The organism is Endozoicomonas arenosclerae, from assembly GCF_001562015.1.
Classification (GTDB): domain Bacteria; phylum Pseudomonadota; class Gammaproteobacteria; order Pseudomonadales; family Endozoicomonadaceae; genus Endozoicomonas_A; species Endozoicomonas_A arenosclerae.
Genome location: NZ_LASA01000038.1, coordinates 12,530 through 31,702, shown reverse-complemented (window position 1 = coordinate 31,702; position 19,173 = coordinate 12,530). Strand labels below are relative to the sequence as shown.

The 19,173-nt window shown below is 44.4% G+C and carries 21 protein-coding genes; 4 read left to right on the top strand and 17 right to left on the bottom strand.

What is annotated here, in order from left to right; translation table 11 throughout:
* Positions 1-66: 66 nt before the first annotated feature.
* Positions 67-1,626 carry an AbgT family transporter gene (locus WG89_RS02820; protein WP_062260950.1) on the bottom strand — a complete coding sequence of 520 codons (1,560 nt, stop codon included), beginning with the start codon at positions 1,624-1,626 and terminating at the stop codon, positions 67-69.
* Positions 1,627-1,991: 365 nt separating this feature from the next.
* Between WG89_RS02820 and WG89_RS02815 the strand changes: the two genes are divergently transcribed.
* Positions 1,992-2,444, top strand: coding sequence for a winged helix-turn-helix domain-containing protein (locus WG89_RS02815; protein ID WP_062260948.1), 453 nt, complete (start codon positions 1,992-1,994; stop codon positions 2,442-2,444).
* Positions 2,408-3,037 carry an IS630 family transposase gene (locus WG89_RS32835; protein WP_079253619.1) on the top strand — a complete coding sequence of 210 codons (630 nt, stop codon included), beginning with the start codon at positions 2,408-2,410 and terminating at the stop codon, positions 3,035-3,037. The genes WG89_RS02815 and WG89_RS32835 overlap by 37 nt, the downstream gene beginning before the upstream one ends.
* Here the strand turns inward: WG89_RS32835 and WG89_RS30140 are convergent.
* The 12 genes from WG89_RS30140 to WG89_RS32670 form a co-directional block, all read right to left on the bottom strand.
* A complete protein-coding gene (locus WG89_RS30140; RefSeq protein ID WP_153301390.1) occupies positions 2,936-3,445 on the bottom strand; it encodes a hypothetical protein in 510 nt (169 codons plus the stop codon). The two genes, WG89_RS32835 and WG89_RS30140, sit on opposite strands and share 102 nt — an antisense overlap.
* 224 nt (positions 3,446-3,669) lie before the next feature.
* Positions 3,670-4,014 carry a VOC family protein gene (locus WG89_RS02805; protein ID WP_062260942.1) on the bottom strand — a complete coding sequence of 115 codons (345 nt, stop codon included), beginning with the start codon at positions 4,012-4,014 and terminating at the stop codon, positions 3,670-3,672.
* A 142-nt stretch (positions 4,015-4,156) separates the two neighbouring features.
* A complete protein-coding gene (locus WG89_RS02800; protein WP_216638423.1) occupies positions 4,157-4,624 on the bottom strand; it encodes a GNAT family N-acetyltransferase in 468 nt (155 codons plus the stop codon).
* A 125-nt stretch (positions 4,625-4,749) separates the two neighbouring features.
* Positions 4,750-5,250, bottom strand: a complete 501-nt coding sequence (locus WG89_RS02795) for an HAD family hydrolase (RefSeq protein WP_062260936.1) — start codon at positions 5,248-5,250, stop codon at positions 4,750-4,752.
* Between the two features lie 69 nt (positions 5,251-5,319).
* A complete protein-coding gene (locus tag WG89_RS02790; protein ID WP_172806685.1) occupies positions 5,320-5,715 on the bottom strand; it encodes a nuclear transport factor 2 family protein in 396 nt (131 codons plus the stop codon).
* A 170-nt stretch (positions 5,716-5,885) separates the two neighbouring features.
* Complete coding sequence (locus WG89_RS02785) at positions 5,886-6,287, bottom strand: bleomycin resistance protein (RefSeq protein ID WP_062260930.1); 402 nt, start codon at positions 6,285-6,287, stop codon at positions 5,886-5,888.
* Between the two features lie 207 nt (positions 6,288-6,494).
* Complete coding sequence (locus tag WG89_RS02780) at positions 6,495-6,776, bottom strand: transposase (protein ID WP_062260927.1); 282 nt, start codon at positions 6,774-6,776, stop codon at positions 6,495-6,497.
* Positions 6,777-6,889: 113 nt separating this feature from the next.
* Positions 6,890-7,138, bottom strand: coding sequence for a PLDc N-terminal domain-containing protein (locus WG89_RS02775; RefSeq protein WP_062260924.1), 249 nt, complete (start codon positions 7,136-7,138; stop codon positions 6,890-6,892).
* Positions 7,139-7,483: 345 nt separating this feature from the next.
* Positions 7,484-7,906, bottom strand: coding sequence for a zinc-ribbon domain containing protein (locus WG89_RS02765; RefSeq protein ID WP_062260919.1), 423 nt, complete (start codon positions 7,904-7,906; stop codon positions 7,484-7,486).
* Between the two features lie 480 nt (positions 7,907-8,386).
* Positions 8,387-9,370, bottom strand: a complete 984-nt coding sequence (locus WG89_RS02760; RefSeq protein WP_062260916.1) for a transposase — start codon at positions 9,368-9,370, stop codon at positions 8,387-8,389.
* Positions 9,371-9,971: 601 nt separating this feature from the next.
* A complete protein-coding gene (locus WG89_RS02750; RefSeq protein ID WP_062260910.1) occupies positions 9,972-10,994 on the bottom strand; it encodes a hypothetical protein in 1,023 nt (340 codons plus the stop codon).
* A 177-nt stretch (positions 10,995-11,171) separates the two neighbouring features.
* Entirely contained in the window at positions 11,172-11,330 is a 159-nt protein-coding gene (locus tag WG89_RS32670) for a GDCCVxC domain-containing (seleno)protein (protein ID WP_281177670.1), read from the bottom strand.
* Positions 11,331-11,639: 309 nt separating this feature from the next.
* Between WG89_RS32670 and WG89_RS02745 the strand changes: the two genes are divergently transcribed.
* Positions 11,640-12,587 carry an integron integrase gene (locus WG89_RS02745; RefSeq protein ID WP_062260907.1) on the top strand — a complete coding sequence of 316 codons (948 nt, stop codon included), beginning with the start codon at positions 11,640-11,642 and terminating at the stop codon, positions 12,585-12,587.
* Positions 12,588-12,829: 242 nt separating this feature from the next.
* On the opposite strand, the gene WG89_RS02740 is transcribed toward WG89_RS02745, so the two are convergent.
* Complete coding sequence (locus WG89_RS02740) at positions 12,830-13,306, bottom strand: GNAT family N-acetyltransferase (protein ID WP_172806684.1); 477 nt, start codon at positions 13,304-13,306, stop codon at positions 12,830-12,832.
* A 458-nt stretch (positions 13,307-13,764) separates the two neighbouring features.
* Positions 13,765-15,882 (bottom strand): carboxy terminal-processing peptidase, encoded by a 2,118-nt coding sequence (locus WG89_RS02735; protein WP_062260901.1) that lies wholly within the window; start codon positions 15,880-15,882, stop codon positions 13,765-13,767.
* 519 nt (positions 15,883-16,401) lie between these two features.
* Between WG89_RS02735 and WG89_RS02730 the strand changes: the two genes are divergently transcribed.
* Positions 16,402-17,379, top strand: a complete 978-nt coding sequence (locus tag WG89_RS02730) for an NAD(P)H-quinone oxidoreductase (RefSeq protein ID WP_062260898.1) — start codon at positions 16,402-16,404, stop codon at positions 17,377-17,379.
* A 91-nt stretch (positions 17,380-17,470) separates the two neighbouring features.
* On the opposite strand, the gene WG89_RS30135 is transcribed toward WG89_RS02730, so the two are convergent.
* Together WG89_RS30135 and WG89_RS02725 are read right to left on the bottom strand one after the other, a co-directional pair.
* Positions 17,471-17,647: a hypothetical protein gene (locus WG89_RS30135; RefSeq protein ID WP_153301389.1), complete on the bottom strand. Its 177-nt coding sequence runs from the start codon at positions 17,645-17,647 to the stop codon at positions 17,471-17,473.
* A gap of 201 nt (positions 17,648-17,848) precedes the next feature.
* Positions 17,849-19,153, bottom strand: a complete 1,305-nt coding sequence (locus WG89_RS02725; RefSeq protein ID WP_062260896.1) for a M18 family aminopeptidase — start codon at positions 19,151-19,153, stop codon at positions 17,849-17,851.
* Positions 19,154-19,173 lie beyond the last annotated feature (20 nt).

Below are 19,173 nucleotides of genomic sequence, written 5' to 3'. Positions count from 1 at the left end.
GAATTGACTTCATCAGTGATAAAAAACCAGCCTCCAGGGCTGGTTTTTTATCAGATCAGCAATCCATTAGAAACCCAATGGAATATTGAAGGCAAAGAAGCCAATCAGTACTGCTGTCCAGATGGACATGAACGCAATGGAGTAAGGCATCATGATGCCAATCATGTCACCAATGGTCAGGTCTGGCTTGTACTTCCTCATAAAGGCCAGAATAACACCGGCATAAGTCATCATTGGCGTAATGATGTTGGTAGAAGAGTCCGCCACGCGGAATGCAGCCGCCACCAGATCTGGAGTCATCGCCGGGTTGGCTTGATAGAGCATAGGCACAAAAATAGGCCCCAGCAGCATCCACTTGGAGGTCAAGCCACCTACGAACAGATTGATAAGAGCCGTCGTAATGATAAAACCAATGATCAACAGAATCGGGAAGTTATCCAGACCCAGGAACTGCAGAAAGCTCGCCCCCAGATAAGTGATGTAAGTACCCAGTCCAGTAAAGCTAAGCAGAGCCAGGAAGTTATAGCAGAAGAAGGTCAACACCAGAACATATCCGACAGTGTTCATCTGCTTGACCATGGCTTTGACCACATCCTGCAAACCTTTGAATTTGCCGGTGGACTTACCGAAGCAAACACCCACAATCAGGAAAGTCATAGTGATCATCAAAATGATGTTATTCAGGAACGGGTTCACTACCCTGCCAGCTTCGTTAGTGTATTCCGCCAGAGGGCCTGTGGCCAGAGCAAACATTATGGCGACGGAAGCCAGGAGACCAAAGAAAGCAGCCTTCAGACCTTTATTCTCAGCGTCAGTCACTTCAAAGTTGGAAATATCCAGATCTTCTGGAATCTGGTAGTCCATCTTTTCCAGACGTGGTGTTACAAATCGATGAGTCACCCAGGCACCAACGGTTGCCAGAATAAACGTCGAAGCAAAGATAAAGAAATAATGCATGGTAGCCGGTGTCAGGGCTTCACCGGCAGCATTGGTGAAAGGCACGCCTTGAGACTCTGCAAAAATCTGAGCGTTCACACCGACAATAACGTCAACCGGTGTAGCGGGCAGCAGGTTGGCACTGAAACCAGCGGACACACCGGCAAAGGCTGCAGCCATACCAATCAAAGGGTTTTTACCCAGACCTGCATAAAGCATACCCGCCAGAGGAATCAGAACCAGATAGCCAGCATCAGTGGCCACACTGCTCATGATACCAATGAAAACCAGCAAAGCAGGCAGATACTTGTCGTTTACTTTCAGGCCAGCTTTCTTGATCAGAGTAGATAGCAGACCAGAATCTTCTGCTACCCCTACCCCCAGCATAACGATCAGGATGACACCCAGAACACCCCCACCAAATGCCAGCCAGTTGGTCAGAATGGCATTTTCAAATATCCAGCGGGTATTCTCTGTGGTCAGCATATTCTTGACGGAATGAACCACCTCACCACCATCAGCCCCCATGACGGAAAAGCTGTGCCCCCCCATCAGGAATGAAGCCGCCATCGTGATGCCAAACAGCCAGATAAAAATTATGACCGGATCAGGAATCTTTTTCCCGACACGTTCAATAATGGATTTCCTGCCTTCATTGGCAGGAGGTGTGACCGTTGCCGTTGTACTCATTTAATACCAGCCCGTGTACCCAGTAATTGTGCTTTTCATCCGTCATTTCCGAGGGAATACCGTACCGTCAGACTGAATGCCTGAAGCCATCGGAAAGAAATTGAAATGACAGATTGAACCATCCAGAGTAATTGACTGACCTGAAGTCCCCTAATGATTCAGATCAAACAACATTCAACACCCTGATAAAAATCTCTGCTTTTAACAACACAGATGAAGTATTCACCACCCAATAGAGTTTTATTCAGTCTTTTTAACTTTGTGGTTTTTAGAAAATTTTTTTCACCAGATCGTAATTATTGATTTGGGCCAAAACTTCCCGACAAGAGTTTCTGTATAACTGACACCTCATATTTGAGGTGTACATGAGCAAAGTCGACGGCCGTAAAATTTCCCATGATGTTCGAGAATCTATTCGTTTAGAGGCTATACACCTATGGCTGGAGGGTGCCACTGTCAATCAGCTATCCGAAAAGTATTCTACTCACAGGTCATGCGTTTACGATTGGATTGATCGTTATGAACGAGGTGGCTTGGAAGCCCTGAAAACTCGACCTATCAACGGTCGGCCTTCCAAACTGAGCTTGCAACAGAGAGAAGAGCTCACACTGATTATTTCATCAAAGCTCCCCACTGACTTTGGGTTTTATAAGGCTATGTGGACTCGGGATATTGTAGCTTCTGTCATCAAGTCTGAGTTTGGAGTATCTATGCACCCAGCAGCCGTTGGTAAAATGCTCAAACGGTTGGGTCTCAGTCCTCAGAGGCCTGTACGAAAAGCCTGGCAACAGGATCAAAAAAAGTCGATGACTGGTTAACCCGACGTTACCCCGAGCTACGAAAAGAAGCTGAGGAACAGAATGCTGTCATTTACTTCGCAGATGAAGCCAGTATTCGCTCAGATTACCACAGTGGTACCACCTGGGCTCATAGAGGAAGGACTCCAATCGTTCCAGCAACAGGGGCTCGATTTTCAATAAATATGATTTCAGCAGTGAGCGGCGAAGGCACTATGAAATATATGACAATACCTGGCCGTTTCAATGCAGATGTTTTTATACGCTTCCTGAAACAGTTGCTGAAAGGCCATGATCGTCCAGTCATAGTAGTAGTCGATGGTCACCCGGCACACAAAGCAAAGAAAGTTCAGAATTACCTCAAATCAGAATCTCGATTATTGGGAATACATGTATTGCCTGCCTATTCCCCAGAGCTCAATCCTGATGAATTTGTCTGGGGATTCCTGAAATCAGGATGTATAGGAAGAATGATCTTAAGAACGAAAGATCAATTTCTTAAAGCCATTTCATCAGGCCTTAAGAAGCTTCAGAGGAGTCAAGGTATCATTCTTGGTTTCTTTAGAGCAGAGCATACTGCCTATGCATGCTTGGAGACGTTTTCGGGTAGTTAATGCACACATCAGTAACTTTGATAAAAAGGATGAGTCTTTTCCGCCTCCAAAGGTCAATAAAATGGTATTTTTACTGCTAAAAGCAATTTGAGTCGTTAGAGTATAGGGGATAGTATCGGAAAAATAAGTTTGTGTTTTTAAAAAGAAAATATGCTCTATCGAATTCTTGTCTTTATTGAAAAGCCAGCCATCCGAATTTAAATTTAAAAACAGAACAGGCCTGACTTGCTGACTTTTAGATGACTGCTTAATGACTTTGCAGCCAGTGGTTGATATAACAGCATTAACTGAAGAACCTGATAGTAGCTTATCTTTAAGATCTACAAAGTTATATATAGCAGTAGAGTGCGATACCGTTGACTGTAAGACAATAGCCATAAAAAAAACGGATCTGAGAATGCTATTCATTTCCCTTTCCTGTAAAAATTTACAGAAAGGATTGTAGTCACAGTATTTTAAGTACGATTTCCGAAAATCTTAAAAATCAGGTGTTATGAAGCTTTATTACGTGTAGTAACTAAGATCTGGTCTGACACTTTATCGCATTGCGGCTCAAGGAAGTGCTCCAGCCGTCAAGGGCACTTTATCGTCCCTTGACGGAGTTTCAGCTCATATCTGATTCGAGCAGCCAGTTACTCTGAAAATTGTAAGAGTTCATGTCCAATACCATTGATATCCTCAAAGGTAATGTAGACTCCTACAGGGCAGGGCTTAGGTTGATCATCTAACAACGTCGCTCCGGATAGTTTGAGTTGTTTTATATCGAGCTCAATATCGGTACTCTGAAATGCCAGTTTTACTGATGGTGTATAGTTTTTATCCACTTTTTGTAGAATGAGAGCAACACCATCGCTTTTTAACTGAACAATAGACTCACCAAATTTTTCTTCTACTTCATAACCTAAAGCCTGATTATAAAACGCTATTGATTGCTCAATGTCTTCTACATACAGGGTTTGTACACAAATAGGTTTCATTTATATCACTCCTTTGACTTAAATTAGACGGTTATAGATGATGACTTATTCCCAGAAATATAAATCAGTGTGGAGCATCTATCAAATTGCATCAGAATATAGCAGGGAGTAAAGAGAGCCATGTGAAACCTTTTTTCCTTGGTTATTTACTAGCTACTTCAATATTCTTTTGCATATTGAGACTGACCGTTTGAAAGCCAACACTGTTGTATAAACGGATAGCCGCTGAATTTTGGCTGAATACATGGAGTCCCAAGCTGCTTGCTCCAAAGCTTGCAACGATCGATTCTAAGGTATTTAGTGCAGACTTGGCATAGCCTTTTCTTTGATAAAGCTCGTCTATTTTTATGTCGTATATGAAGGCTGATCGGGTATGGATGTTGTCTATGATTTTCACCCAAATCTGCCCCACTTTCTGCTGATTCACATCTTCGATAACATGGTAAAAATAGTTGTTTTCAGTTTCCTTTCCTACTGGTAGAAGGTCATTATAGGTTTTCCGGGAACGGTCTAAGGCTTCTGACTCATGCCACCGACCAGAATCAACATTGCTTTTAGCGTATGCAGGAATAGCCGTTTCCAGATAATCAGAAAACTCGGCTTCATTCATTGACTTTAATAATACTGACACGGTGTTTGTTCAAGATAATGGCTTATAACATTGTCCTCTTTCCCGCTTCTCAGCCTCTGTTTAAAGAGACTTGGCAAAAAAGGTCAAGGCTGTCCAAATAGAGGCTATTGTGTAGGCATGAGTAAGCTAGGTTGTTTTAGGCTCAATTCACGCAGGTTATGAATTACCTTCACGTTATCAGGTATAGCGTCTACATCATGGGGTGAAAATAAAATCGCCTGTATTCCAATTGACAATGCAGGTTTAATATCTTTTTCAATACTATCCCCGACCATGGCCACAGACTGAGGAGTGACATTTAGCTGAGCAAGAATTGATTTCAAAAACTCCGGGCTTCCTTTTGTGACACCTAAATTCGCTTTGCAAAAATAGCCCGATATATATTGACTCAAGTTAACACGATCAAACGCACTCTTGATTTCTGCTTCAGTTGATTCGGCCGCCCCGGTAGCTACATAGACCAATGCTTCGCTTGAAAGCTCTTCGAGAACTTCTTCAGCACCATCAACGGTCTGAACGACCTCCCAGTCACACATTTTTCCAGGCACTCCGGGAAAATCGATCATGAGAGTATCACCCCAATCAAACAGATATATTTTTATCATGCGAAATCCTCATACCTATAGGGTACTGCCAGCATGTCTATTCAATCGAAGACGACACCGACTACTTTGTTATACACTTTTACCCAATAACTCTGTTACTTTTTTAGAATTGAAGGCACTTAGTCTCTTGCTGCTGGATGAGTCAAAAAAATTACTTCCAGACGCATCGAAATAGTCTCTTAAGAAAACCCATTTGTCATCATTGTCTACTTCTATAACCCCCATTCCTGTTTGAAGGCTGACTTCGTGCGTTTCTTTGTTTTGCCAGACAATTGAAAACTCATTCAAAAGAGAATTGCCATTTACTGAGAATGCTCTGGTTTCAAAATGCAAAACACTGGATATTGCCCAGGCACCCTCAATGGCTTCTTTCATTCTTTGCCATCCAGAAATCTGGATGCCATCGAGTTCCATGACACCATCTTCAGACCAAAAATCCATATAACCATCAAGGTCAGCCGTCATGAAAGCCTGATTTCTCTTTTCAAGTATCTCTCTGGCCTGATCAATTGAAATTGTCATCCTTTATACTCGATGTTTTGATTTTATGTTTCTTGCTTGGAGCAGGAATGCGAACGAAGTGAGGCATCCCTTATGCTTGGCTTTGTTATAACACGATTTGCACTTATAGAATCTTACTTTTCAGGTTTCTCACCAAGATATTGTGTGAAACGAAGCATATAGCCATCCGGATCTTGAATGAGAAACTCCTTTTGACCTGATATAACGGTACCTGTGTTATACCATGATTCTTTGAGATCACGATATAGACTTACACCGCCCTTATATATGCGATCAAGTACTGGCTGAATTTCTGTAAGTTCAATTTGAAAGTTAACCCCGCGACCTAAGGGGTACGTCAACTCTGCCGTATTCCAGCCCTCTGGATGGAATTCTTCGATCATTATCTGAGCTTTTTCTTGCTCTAGATACGCAAAGTTGGGTTTTTGTCTCTGATTTCGAACCCTGAATCCAAGAATTCTTGTGTAAAAATCAAAAGATTTTTCAAAGTCTGTAACGGTTAATTCAGGAACCATTACGTTCCAATATTCACTCGTTCCAAAACCCTATTTACTCCGGAATTAGCATAGTAGTTGTAACGTTGAAGCGACGGCGAATTATAATCTGTATGAGAAGATGGTGGTTACCCATGAACACCATCAAAAACTGGTAAGAGTAGGGGTGAAAGTCATGCTTAATTTCTTGACGAACAATGTGATAAGTGATTCAGAACATCCAAAGAATTATTTGAGGATCTCATCCCGGCTCCATCCCTCTACTTCTCGGGAGTTGATGTGCAGCACAACATGGTAATGGTTGGACATCACTGCGTAGGCACACACCTCAATAGCAAAAATGCTAACCAGCTTCTCGAGCCGATCAACTACCCACTGTCTGCGATGCTCAAAGCTCTTACCGGTCAGATGATCTTCACCACACAAGAATGCCCGACGGACGCAGCGAGCTACACAGTGATAATAGGGTGTGGAACCTGGATCGATCAGTGTACTGCGGGCTCGGGTCATGGCGGCCCCAGTTTGAAAAATTCAGTGACAGGAGAAAAGTAGTTTAACTGGGTGGTTAGTCAAATGTGTAGGTGTCCCTATTTATGCTTTATATGGTTATTAATGATGGACTATCAACTATCATTCGTTGGAATAATGTCATTACTACTATCTGAGTTACCTTTCGCCCACCCAAATGATAAAGTTGTATGTGTAATGATCGGGCCTACTACTGGGATTAACCAAGCAAATAGGATCCAGATGATTTTTTTATTAGTTGTTATATCTTCGGCTTCACATATCTCAATTGTAAGAATAAATGAGAATGAAAAGTTTAATAAAGTTGCTAAACCGAGAAATATTTTATAGCTTTCTTCTATCATTTACCCTTTGAATGTATATACAGATCCAATCCTGATAATAAAGTAATGGTTGATAGTAAAATACTCACCCAAAGCCAAGGGAGTAGAGTTTCTCTGTTTATTGCCAATAAATTATCTTTTCCATAAATAGGGAACCCATTAATCACCCACTTATAGATAAAGAATATGCTACCCATAAATGAAAGTGCACATATTAGTGTATTAATAAATATTCTGAATGATATTTGCACAGTCTATCCATTACCATATAACGCCATGCTGTGGGGCGCCGCGCAGGCAGCGTCCCAGCCCCTTTAGGGGCGAACACGAGCAACTTGTTATGTGTGAAATTGCACTTTGCTTTGCTTAATATTTTTGTTTATTACGTTCAAGCTTTTGAAGGAATGCTCTATGAGGGTGAGGCTTTTCAGATGTTTTTGCCTCCATATGTGCTTTTTGCTGATCTTTTTCTGCTTTGATTTTATTTCTGCATGAAAGACAACGAATAGCTCTTGAATCAATATGGCCTTTAGCAACTTCATACCACCACTTTTGATCTCTTGCACTCCACATTTCTTCAGATTTACAATCAACGCAGATATACAGTTTATCAATATAAAAGTACGGAAGTGATCCGTATGTATTTATATGGGAGAGTTCTTTGTGATCAGCTCTAATCGTTCCTTCAGGAAGGCTTTCCAAGTCTTCATACGGATTCAGAATCACTTCATGCTGCTTCGCCCTGCGCTTTGCAAAAATCTCTTTCTTACGCTTCTTTCCACTCTTCATAATGAACGATGATCTTTGTTTTCACACATAACGCCTGCTTCAGCCGCGCGCCGAAGGCGCGTCGGGTGCCTGCCCTGCAAGGGCTGGCACGAACTGGAAGCATTTGTTAGCTGCCGTTTTATGACTCGACGTTGAGATGGTAATAGTTTCTTACGCTTGTATATCGAACTGGATAATCCGGTTATTAGCAAAAAGTCCTGCACGAGCAAGTGCCTTCTGTGCACTAATATTACTCTTCTCTGTTGAACAAATAGGTAGCAGAGTTTTTTTAGGACATCCAAAGAATTACTTCAACAATGAAACATCACCCACTCTTTCATAATGTGCGAGGCTTACTTATTACCCGATGATGCCTCTGGAAGATCAGCCTAAAACACAGAAAGGTTCTTTGAGGGGATGAATTGATGTTTTTCAGGTATAGAGGTTCTTCTCACTGAACAAAACTCAGAAAGAAATATTGAATGTATTCTAAGGCTTGATTCAACCAGACGGAAATAAACGACTACATGCTTGAAAGCCCTGGAGCCAGTGTTGACCGGTGCTGATAGCATAGGCTTTCATTGCCTTAAGCCTGCCTGCCGCGCGGTAAAAACGATTATTCCAGCTCATGGTTTTCAGCCACTCATCCGAGTCTATTTCCAGCCTGGCCAGAATAGGAGGTGCACTTTCGGGGATTGAGCCTTTTTTATCCTGTCTGACGGCTCTGCCACTCCAGTCCACTAACTCAAGATAATCATGAAGAATATATGGAAGCGCTTGTTCAGGATTTTGTCCTTGGTGGCGAAAAGCCTTTAATTCCAAGGGCTGTTTACGCTCGTTCGGTTTGGATATGTGCTCTATTCTTTTCTGAATGGAGGTGAAATCAGAACGTTCGGGCGTTTTAGCCAGAGAAGCCCGAATTGGATTAAGATCAACATACGCCATACACGTCAGAATAGCGGCTTCATCCAACAGTGCCTGACTCTTGAATCGTCCCTCCCAGAACCGGCCCTTACAACCGTCTTCCCGGTTAGCTTCACGAGCCAGGTGTTCATTTAAGCAACGCATAAACCAGCTGATACTCGTGAGCCGAAGGCGGTATTCTTCTACATATTCATCAACCCGCCTAAGCTCCGAACTGCTTAAGTTATGCCCGCTCAGATAGCGCTGAACCAGTAAGGGGCCGGTAAACAACAGAGTCCAGCGTTTGAGGATTTCATCCCGGCTCCATCCCTCTACTTCTCGGGAGTTGATGTGCAGCACAACATGGTAATGGTTGGACATCACGGCGTAGGCACACACCTCAATAGCAAAAATGCTAACCAGCTTCTCGAGCCGATCAACTACCCACTGTCTGCGATGCTCAAAGCTCTTACCGGTCAGATGATCTTCACCACACAAGAATGCCCGTCGGACGCAGCGAGCCACGCAGTGATAATAGGGTGTTGAGCCTGGATCAATCAGTGTACTGCGGGCTCGGGTCATGGGGGCTCCAGTTTGAAAAATTCAGTGACAGGAGAAAAGTAGTTTAACTGGGTGGTTAGTCAAATGTGTGGGTGTCCCTATTTATTCCTATTTATTGTGTCGTAGATTTTATCACCGTTCTTTTCATAGAACTTTGATTCAACTGACCCTAATGGGATATCTCTCATTATTTGTACCAGTTAACGCCTGCTTCAGCCGCCGGAGGTCGGGTGCATGGCCTTGTTAACTCTTTGACCACGGGTAAATTCTCTTAATGATTGAATGCAACTCTGCTTGGGTCGCTTGATAGTCAGAAATGACTCCTAGCGACGAATACCCTGATAATTCAAAGCCTTCCTCAATACTGTTATACCACACAACTTGTTGCCCAATTATGCCAACAACCCAAAATTCGTATTCATTAATTCCACTTGGGCTTGACGTCCATATCTGGGGCTCTACTTTTATCCGGTCCCAAAACTCTTTTTCCGCTTCATCCATACACCAGTAGTAGGTATCTATTAGATCAAACAGTTTATTCTTGTCGAAAATGTTCATAGTTTTAAATGAGAGTTAACGCCTCAATCAGCCGCCGCCGAAGGCGGTCGGATGGATTGATTTGTTAGGTGGTGGAACTTTCAGTTTTGTTATCCCAAACCGGCAACTCACCGCTAACCTCAAGGGGCGTATACACAGCTTCTACACCTTGTTCTACGAGTGGGCTGAAGCTTCCGGGGTTCTGAGCATAACGATCTACAAAAAAGTCAACGGTTGAGTGCGCATGATCTAATGTGCAATTTGTCATCTCTATACCAGTTTCCGTTCTTCGGTAAGTAGATTCTGAATTATTAGGCCAGTGAACCTTGAACCCGCACATGAGTTCATTGTCATCCACCAATATTTCCATCATTCCTTTGTAGATTTTGTCATATCCTAGAGCTTTCCCTTTGTAGCTGCCCCAGTGAGCACGAGCAGCATTATCAAGTAAAAAGAATGCTGAGATAAATTTCTTTGCCTTTGTGATTTTAATGTTTAAATCAATAAGGCTAATTTTATATGAGTTTAAAGCACCGGCACCACTTCGTGATCTAAACTCTTCCTCTGTTATTATAAAGTCAGAGTGGCTGATTGAATTTCGAAGCTTTGGATCATAGAACTCACCAATTATTTCACCTATGGGGGAATCTGCTTGTTTTGCCAGCTCCTGAATTACTTTTATCTTCTGTAAAGGAAACAATGGCTTGTTTTTAACCCTCTTTTTCTCTTTCCGATTTAGAAATTCTCTAAATGGGTCTGGTCTATAACCTTTTCCCAATTTAAACCTTAAAAGATTTGCAATTACTTCATAGGGAGCATCCATTTCTACTATATGGCTATACATTAACAATCCAAAGCGCCAAGTAGTGTAGTCTGGATTTGTAAATATGCTGTTAGCAGTTTCAGGTTGAATTATTGTATTTATGTCTTCTAAAATGCTTCTTGATTCTAAATGTGGATCCCAGCCTTTATCCTCCATTCCAACTATTCGAAGTAATGAGGCAAAGTACTTGACTATATCGTTGCTGATTGGGTCTTCTGGAAGAAATAAGACTTTTAATGCATCAATATATCTTTGTTCTATTTCTTGTACTTCTTCTTCAGTCATCGTTATTTCCATTTAAACAATACTTGATGCTAGGGAACCACCTAACGCAAAGCTTTGGGACGGACTGCGCAGCAGGCCGTCCCAGCAGCCGAAGGCTGCGACAACAGCGCCTTGTTATGTGTTTTACCCACAGCAGTTGTTTCCTTGTTGAATAGGTGGGCACTTTACCGAACCATACTAACAAAATACACAGCAGTCACCTGGCTTGGGTCTGAGCAGGTTATTGCATTGCTCGCATTTGTAAAAGAACACACAAGAATCTGTGGGCATAACCTCTGTCTTCTGGTGATTGCACACGGGACAAGTAATCGTTGACTTGAGTATCACCTTATCCATTGGCACTTCACCTTGCGGTTGCGATTACACATAACAGTGGTTTATACGGAATAAAGCCGTATAAGTAGTTGTAGGTTGTGAAAGGCGAATACTGCTGAGGTTAATGATGGCAAGCCCTTCAACTGAATTTGGTACATTCGTATTCTTAACAAGAGGTTCGTATTTCATGTTTTCTTTAATTTCCGCTTATGTAATGAATACCCAGAAAATTATGGAAAAAACCTTTGAAAACATAATGTTATAAAGACCTTGATAATTTGCTTAAACGAACTAACTTTGTACTGTATAAAAAAACAGTAATGGTGCTTTATGCGACTTCAGGAAAAATTCAGGATTGCTATTCGTACCGAAAATTATGCTTTGTCCACTGAAAGAAATTACTGGTCCTGGATTAAACAGTTCATTCGTTTCCATCGTATGCAACATCCTGAGCAGATGACTGGCGATGATATTCAGAGTTTTTTAAACCAACTCGTGCTTAGAAGGAATGTTGCAGTCAACACTCAGCAACAGGCGCTATGTGCGATTGTTTTTTTGTATAAAAATGTACTCGGTCGCGAAGACATTCAAATTTCTGACTGGTTGCATGCCAGGCGAACTAAAAAACTACCGGTCGTGTTCTCTGAAACGGAAGCCAAATCGGTTATTGCTCACTTATCAGGCACACCTATGTTAGTGGCTCAGTTAATGTATGGCTCAGGTCTGAGATTAATGGAGTCTATAAGGCTCAGGGTTAAAGATGTTGATTTTGGCCGCTCAGAAATTACAGTACGTGAAGGCAAGGGGAATAAAGATCGGGTTACTGTCCTGCCTGAAAGAGCTGTTTCTGGTTTAAAGGAACATATTGACCTGTCTAGAGTTCTTCATGAAAAAGCACTTCAAGAAGGTGTTTCTTTTGTTCATCTTCCTGGCGCTTTGGCCAAAAAATACCCAAATGCTGGAAAAGAACTGGCATGGCAATACATTTTTGCCAGCAGTCAGTTAAGCCGTGACCCCAGGTCAGGAAATATCGGGCGTCACCATATCAATGAGCGAAGCATTCAAAAAGCGGTAAAAACGGCCATCACAAAAGCCGGTATCCACAAGCATGCCAGTTGCCATACTTTTCGCCACAACTTTGCAACCCATCTACTGGAAAGTGGCTATGACATTCGTACGGTTCAAGAGTTACTGGGCCATGCCAACGTTAACACGACCATGATTTATACCCATGTGTTGAACCGTGGCGGCAGGGGGGTTAAAAGCCCTGTGGATTGAATCTGCAGGCACGCTACCGCCCAAAGACTTTGGCTGTACAAAAATAGTACTGAGCTACTGTCCCTGAGCTCCGTTGTTTCCTTGTGTATAGAGTGCTAATCCGCACTAACGCACTGTGCGACATTGTGCCAGTATTTTGTAGTCAGGGGTAGGTGTTTGTACTTATTTTGTGAGAGGGGGAAAGAAGCTTTCGAATGAGGCGGGAGGCCTGAGAATCTCAGGCCTGGTAGTTAGGTTTTTGGTTATTCACTGACCGGTTTGAATCTTTTTCTCATGTATGTGCTTACGGGTGAAAATCCCATTTCATCGTATAAAGCATGAGCTGCATTATTTTGGCTGCCCACTTCCAATTCAATGCCAATAATGCCTTTGCCTGTTAAGAATTCTTCGACATTGCACAGAGCGGACTTTGCGTAGCCTTTTCTCCGGTGTGCTTCATAGATTTCAATTTCATGAATAAAGGCATAGTTGCCATGGACTTGAATCAAAATGAATCCTATCGTGTTCTCGCTGGTATTTTCTTTGATTTCAAAACAGTGGCAGTTTTCTGAGTTTACTCCGTCAGGAAACATCCTTTTATAGGCTTCTTCTGCTCTCTTGGTTGCATCAGCTTCTTGCCACTGGCCTGACTTGATATGCAGTTCTGCAAAGAAGGGGATCGCTGATTCAAGGTATTGTTTGAACGCGGCTTCACTCATATCGGCTAAAAATGTTTTCATAGTTCCCATTTCGATCTTTTTGGAGCGTTCTGCCTCAGACTTCAATGCAAGAGGCAAGTAGATTCTCCCATTGCAAAGGAGTTTATTGATTCATGGGTCTATGATGTGGTTTGACTGATGTGTACTGATTGTGACGGATCAAATTGAGTTCTGGTCTTAAATCCCTGAGGGTCATGGCATCCTGCTAAGCGTAGAGTCTTTCTTTTTTAATTATTAAACGTCACTGTATCAGTATCGTTTTCGAATGGAAAGCTATGTGTTCTAGGTTTGCTGGTGAAATCAAACGCTAATGCTCATACATATTTCGTTCATTTTGGGTTATCGAAGAATGCAGGTAATACACTTCGACAGGCTCAGTGCGAACGGTATGGAGTTTAAGGCTTAGTTGTATTAGTGGACTGTTTAAAAGTGTGGTGTGGAATGCAGGGCCTGAAGGTTTCAGGCCCTGATAAGGAAAGTTAACGGCTTGCGGTCTGTTTCTTTTCCAGCTGAATCATATCAACCAGAACCATACCGGCTTCCTTGATAAAGGCATCGGCTTCCTTCTTTTTCTTCTTGGCTTCGGCTGAGGCTTCTTCCTGTTCAGCTTCTTCCAGTTCATCCAGGTTGTTGAGCAGTGGCTCGCCCTTGGCTTTTCTCAGACGATTCTCAATAGCCAGCCTCTGGCTGCGCATAGTCTGGATCTCGTGCTTGCGTTTCTCTTCATTCAGAGAGACTTTTTCCTGGTTTTCGTAACGGGCCAGGTAGTCTTTCATTTCATTCAGGTAAACGAAGTCAGGATCATCGTCTGTACGCTCACGGTGCTTCTCATCCAGTGGTTTCAGATAAGGTTTCATATCTGAATACTTTCTATAAGGAATCGGCTTGATGGTATCCCAGGGCAGGGCATCGGGCAGTTTGCTTTCGCCAATGTCGCGGCCGTCGTACAGAGACGGGAAGGCGATATCAGGCAGAACGCCCTGGTTTTGGGTGCTCTGACCAGAGATGCGGTAGAACTTCGCCAGTGTGAGTTTCAGCTGACCATGGTTCAGGGGCTGAATGCTCTGAACGGTACCCTTGCCATAGGTCTGACCACCAATGACCAGCGCACGTCCGTAATCCTGCATGGCTCCGGCAAAGATTTCAGAGGCCGATGCGCTCAGACGATCGACAACAACCGCCATGGGGCCGCCATAAACCTGTGTAGGATCAGGGTCTTGCTGACGCTCTGTACGACCTCTGCTGTCCCTTACCAGAACGGTTGGGCCCTGATCAATGAACAATCCAGTCAGTTCGTTAGCTTCCTGTAACGAGCCACCGCCATTACCACGCAGATCTATGACCAGACCATCGAGGTTTTCTTTCTTGAGTTTTTCCAGTAGCTTGCGTACGTCACGAGTCGTGCTCTTGTAGTTCGGATCACCGGATTGGGCGGCTTTGAAATCAATATAGAAAGTAGGAATTTCAATGACGCCTACGCGCTTATTTTTGCCGTCCTGCTTGAACTCGAGGATACGGCTGCTGGCGTCTTGCTCTTCCAGTTTGACCTTGTCCCGTACAATTTCGTAGATACGGGTGTTGCTGCTCTTGCTGGAGCCCGGAATAATCTCCAGACGAACCAGGGTTTTCTTTTTACCGCGAATCAGTTTGACCACATCATCCAGACGCATGCCAACAACATCTTCCAGCTGGCCTTTCCGGCCCTGGGCCACACTGATGATCTTGTCGCCGGGTTTTAGCTGACCCGCTTTTTCAGCAGGACCGCCAGGTACAACACTGACCACTTTGGTGTATTCGTCTTCAGATGACAGCACGGCACCAATCCCTTCCAGAGAAAGGCTCATGTTGATGTCAAAGTTCTCAGCCGTCTGGGGTGAGAAGTACTGGGTGTGAGGGTCAAAGATGCCGGTGAAGGAATTAATGTAAGTCTGGAAGGCATCTTCACTTTTACTCTGGTGAAGACGACGCAGCAGGTTGGTGTTCCGGCGGCTGAGCTGGTCGGCAATCTCTTCGTCGGTTTTGTTGTTCAGCTTCAGGGTCAGCACGCTGTCCTTGAACTGTTTTCTCCAGAGATCCCGCTGGGCTTTCTTGTTGGCCAGCCAGGGTTGTTCCTTGCGGTCAACAATCAATTCTTCGTTTTTCTTAAGGTCAACCTTGTCGACACCCTGTTTAATGAGCGCCAGCATATAACGGGCACGTTCTTCGGCACGGATGCGGTAACGGTTGAATATTTCGAAAGCAGGCTTAAGGTCACCGCTTTTCAGGGAGCTGTCCAGCTTTTCCTTATACGGCGTAAATTGATCAATATCGCTTTTGAGGAAGAAACTGCGGTTAGGGTCCAGACGATCCAGATAACGCTGGAAAACTTTTTCGCCACTTTCCTTATCCAGATCAATCTTGCGGTAATGATTCCGAGACAGCAGTTGCACTACATTCACACTGGCTATGGCCTGCTGCAAGCTGGGCTTGAGCTCATCAACCGGGCGGTCAAGATTCTGATCAGCGGCAAAAACCGAACTGGTGGTTATACAGAGCGCGGTGAACAGGGCAAAAAAAACCGAGGGTATTTTCCTGGCGTTTCGCAGGGTCGGTATCATGGATTGTGAAGCTCCGTGTCGTTTTTCGATATCGGGTGTGCCGCCTCGGCTTGTGCAGGAAATCGTCCTGTCCCGGAATGCTTAAGACGACGTTAATCGACTATAGGTCACTCCTGAAGGCTGTTCCTGAAACACTTGTACCAAACTATACAGATCGGGCATTCATAGCCCTCTCTGTCCCGGTATTCTTTTGAGCCTTATAACTCTTCCGGGTGATACTGCGTTGTTTGGCGCATGTAGCACTGCTGGCTACCAGACAGTCTGTCCATGTACCCGTCCCAAAGCTTTGGTTGACTTCTATTTTTAAGTTACCAGTGCTTTGGGGGCTTTCTCAATCAGTTTTCGACACTGATTGTGATTCTTCCCTGGGACATAATACAGTCTATACCTGAATGCAGCCAGTTAGGGGTCTATGCCGGGACCGCTATCGGGCAGGAAATACCGACCTTAACGGGGTCTTATAACAGAGGTATTTCCATGATACCTGTATCGGCTTGATGACAGAGGTTTGAGGTAAAGATGCAAGACAACAAAGGCTTTCACGGGCTTGTTGCTATTGACAAGGCTTTGCACTGGCGCTCCTTTCCCGACGAGCCCCTGGGTAAAGATCAGGTAAAAGTTCGTGTAGTGGCTGCAGGCCTTAACCGGGCAGACCTTTCACAGAGGGCCGGAACCTATAATCCACCGCCAGGTGTGACGCCTGTTCTGGGTTTGGAATGCGCCGGAGTGATTGAAGCTGTGGGGGAGAATGTCAGCCAGTGGTTACCCGGTCAGCAGGTTTGTGCCCTGTTACCCGGAGGAGGGTTGGCGACAGACGTTGTTTGTGATCAACGCTTGTTGTTACCAGTACCTGAGTCCCTGAGCCTTTTGGAAGCAGCGGGTATTGTTGAAGTTTATGCCACCGCCTGGTTGAACCTGTTTCATCGTGGAGGGGTGAAACCAGGAGATAAGGTTCTGTTGATGGCTGGAGCCAGCGGCGTTGGCACGGCGGCCATTCAGCTGTGTGCTCATTTTGGTCTTGAAGCTACCGTGGTGGTTGGCAGCGATGAGAAGCTGCAATTTTGCCGGGATCTGGGCGCTCTAAATGGTATCAACCGACATGAGCAGGACTGGGAAGCTCTTAAGGCGTTTGGACCCTTTGATATGGTGCTGGACTGTTGTGCCGGGGATTGGTTGGAAAAATACCTGCGTTTGATGAATACCGGCGGCAGAATTGTCACCATTGGATTAATGGCAGGCCGGAAAGGGCAATTGGATATGGGGCTGCTGCTAATGAAACGAATTCAGGTGATGGGTTCTACACTGCGCTTTTTACCAATAACCGAAAAAGAGAGTCTGTTATCCGAATTAAAAGAAAAGGTCTGGCCTTTATTTGCACAGGGGAAATTAAAAACCGTGGTGGATACGGTGTTACCCATGGAAGAGTATCAGAAGGCTTATGATTTAATGGCGTCTAATAAAACAACAGGCAAGGTAATTATGTCCTTGCCTGTTTAAAAAGCCTTAAGAGGTATTGAATAAATGGTTGGGCCCTGGGCGGGTTGCTGATCGTTCTGCTGAATACATGAAAGGTTCATGGCAGAGCGGATCAGTTATACCCGAGCTCAAAGCATTCGTAGCCTTCAGGCTTGGCAGCTGGCAGCTGGCTGCTGTTTTTCATCAGGGGCTTCAGGCCTTTTGGATAGGCTGTTGCATGATACGCGCGACCCTGAGGACGAATAGCGGTTTTCCGACTTTTAAACGGTGCGAAGTAGTGATGTTTCATAGTCTTTCCTGACCGTGCTGGCTTTTGCATGAATACATCTTAAGAGTAACAGTAACTATTAAATTGGGTTAGTCTGAATTTGTACTTAAGTGAGAGTTTCAATTGCAGTTTGCAACGCAATGTTAATAAAGCGTTGCAAACTGTTGGGAGAGTAGCCGCCGGGTTAATTAAGCGGGTTTTATTTAAAGAAAGGTCAGGGTTTTAATACGGAAACGCTTTTAATTCAAAGAAACGCTTAAGAATATTGCTTAATTCGTAAGCATCTTTAATACCGCAGGTTTCCCGAATCGAATGCATCCCAAAGGTGGGTAAGCCGATATCCAGTGTTTTTATACCCAGCTCTCCAGCGGTTATGGGGCCAATGGTGCTGCCGCAACCCATGTCCGTTCTGACGGTAAAGTGCTGGCACTCAGCCTTTTCCTGCTGGCATAACCATCGGAACAGGGCTGCTGTTTCATCGTTGGTGGCGTATCGCTGGTTAGCATTGATTTTAATCACGGTACCCTGGTTGATGATGGGACCATGATTGCCGTCGTGCTTATCGGCATAATTCGGGTGAATGCCATGAGCGTTATCAGTGGAGATCATCACCGTTTGGGTCATGGCTCTTCGAAATTGCTCCGGTGTCTCACAAATCCTTTCCAGAATGGATTGCAGCATGGGGCCCTGGGCACCTACAGCACTCTGGCTGCCCACTTCTTCATGATCGTTACAGACCAGAACGGTGGAAGCGTCAGATTGATCGGCAGATTGAATAAGGGACTCCAGTCCTACAAAGCAGCTGAGCAGGTTATCCAGCCTTGCACTGGTGATGAACTCATTATTCAGACCGATAATGCTTGCACCCTGAGTGTCATAAAAACTCAGATCGAACTCCAGGACTTCTGCGACATCCTCAAAACCTTCTTCAACGAGTCGCTCCTTTAACAGGGTTCGCACATCGGCTTTCTCATCTTTGCCCAGTTGGGAAAGGATGGGTGGAATGTGTTTCTGAGGATTAACTGTCCTGTTTTTATTGGCTTCACGATCCAGATGAATGGCCAGGCTGGGAATAATTGCAATGGCTCGCTGGTAATCGATCAGTCCAGAAGCCAGTTGGCCCGAGGTTGTGAGATAATGTACGCGCCCGGCCAGGGAAAGATCCCGGTCAAACCAGGGGTTGAGCAGAGCACCACCATAAACTTCAACCCCCAGTTGCAGATACTGGTGCCGGTGCAGTTCGGGTTTGGGCTTGAGTTTCAGGCAGGGTGAGTCTGTGTGAGCGCCGGTCATGCGGAATCCAAGTTCCAGCTGGCCCCGGGTAAAAGCCACAATGGACGAATCATTGCGGGTTACGTAATAACGGCCACCTTCTTCCAGTGACCAGGTCTGGCTTTCGTCCAGTTGGATAAAACCATGGGCTTCCAGTCGGCTGGCCATGTTTTTGACCGCATGGAATGGGGTGGGTGAGTTGTCCAGGAACTGAATCAGGGCCTGGTTAAAAGTATTTTGTTTTTTTGACGTCATCGGGAATGTCAGTCTTGCAA

Coding starts and splice junctions, on each gene's coding strand:
- WG89_RS02820 (WP_062260950.1), bottom strand. CDS start 1,626: ATGAGTACAACGGCAACGGTCACACCTCCTGCCAATGAAGGCAGGAAA.
- WG89_RS02815 (WP_062260948.1), top strand. CDS start 1,992: ATGAGCAAAGTCGACGGCCGTAAAATTTCCCATGATGTTCGAGAATCT.
- WG89_RS30140 (WP_153301390.1), bottom strand. CDS start 3,445: ATGAATAGCATTCTCAGATCCGTTTTTTTTATGGCTATTGTCTTACAG.
- WG89_RS02805 (WP_062260942.1), bottom strand. CDS start 4,014: ATGAAACCTATTTGTGTACAAACCCTGTATGTAGAAGACATTGAGCAA.
- WG89_RS02800 (WP_216638423.1), bottom strand. CDS start 4,624: ATGAATGAAGCCGAGTTTTCTGATTATCTGGAAACGGCTATTCCTGCA.
- WG89_RS02795 (WP_062260936.1), bottom strand. CDS start 5,250: ATGATAAAAATATATCTGTTTGATTGGGGTGATACTCTCATGATCGAT.
- WG89_RS02790 (WP_172806685.1), bottom strand. CDS start 5,715: ATGACGGCTGACCTTGATGGTTATATGGATTTTTGGTCTGAAGATGGT.
- WG89_RS02785 (WP_062260930.1), bottom strand. CDS start 6,287: ATGGTTCCTGAATTAACCGTTACAGACTTTGAAAAATCTTTTGATTTT.
- WG89_RS02780 (WP_062260927.1), bottom strand. CDS start 6,776: ATGACCCGAGCCCGCAGTACACTGATCGATCCAGGTTCCACACCCTAT.
- WG89_RS02775 (WP_062260924.1), bottom strand. CDS start 7,138: ATGATAGAAGAAAGCTATAAAATATTTCTCGGTTTAGCAACTTTATTA.
- WG89_RS02765 (WP_062260919.1), bottom strand. CDS start 7,906: ATGAAGAGTGGAAAGAAGCGTAAGAAAGAGATTTTTGCAAAGCGCAGG.
- WG89_RS02760 (WP_062260916.1), bottom strand. CDS start 9,370: ATGACCCGAGCCCGCAGTACACTGATTGATCCAGGCTCAACACCCTAT.
- WG89_RS02750 (WP_062260910.1), bottom strand. CDS start 10,994: ATGACTGAAGAAGAAGTACAAGAAATAGAACAAAGATATATTGATGCA.
- WG89_RS32670 (WP_281177670.1), bottom strand. CDS start 11,330: ATGGATAAGGTGATACTCAAGTCAACGATTACTTGTCCCGTGTGCAAT.
- WG89_RS02745 (WP_062260907.1), top strand. CDS start 11,640: ATGCGACTTCAGGAAAAATTCAGGATTGCTATTCGTACCGAAAATTAT.
- WG89_RS02740 (WP_172806684.1), bottom strand. CDS start 13,306: ATGAAAACATTTTTAGCCGATATGAGTGAAGCCGCGTTCAAACAATAC.
- WG89_RS02735 (WP_062260901.1), bottom strand. CDS start 15,882: ATGATACCGACCCTGCGAAACGCCAGGAAAATACCCTCGGTTTTTTTT.
- WG89_RS02730 (WP_062260898.1), top strand. CDS start 16,402: ATGCAAGACAACAAAGGCTTTCACGGGCTTGTTGCTATTGACAAGGCT.
- WG89_RS30135 (WP_153301389.1), bottom strand. CDS start 17,647: ATGAAACATCACTACTTCGCACCGTTTAAAAGTCGGAAAACCGCTATT.
- WG89_RS02725 (WP_062260896.1), bottom strand. CDS start 19,153: ATGACGTCAAAAAAACAAAATACTTTTAACCAGGCCCTGATTCAGTTC.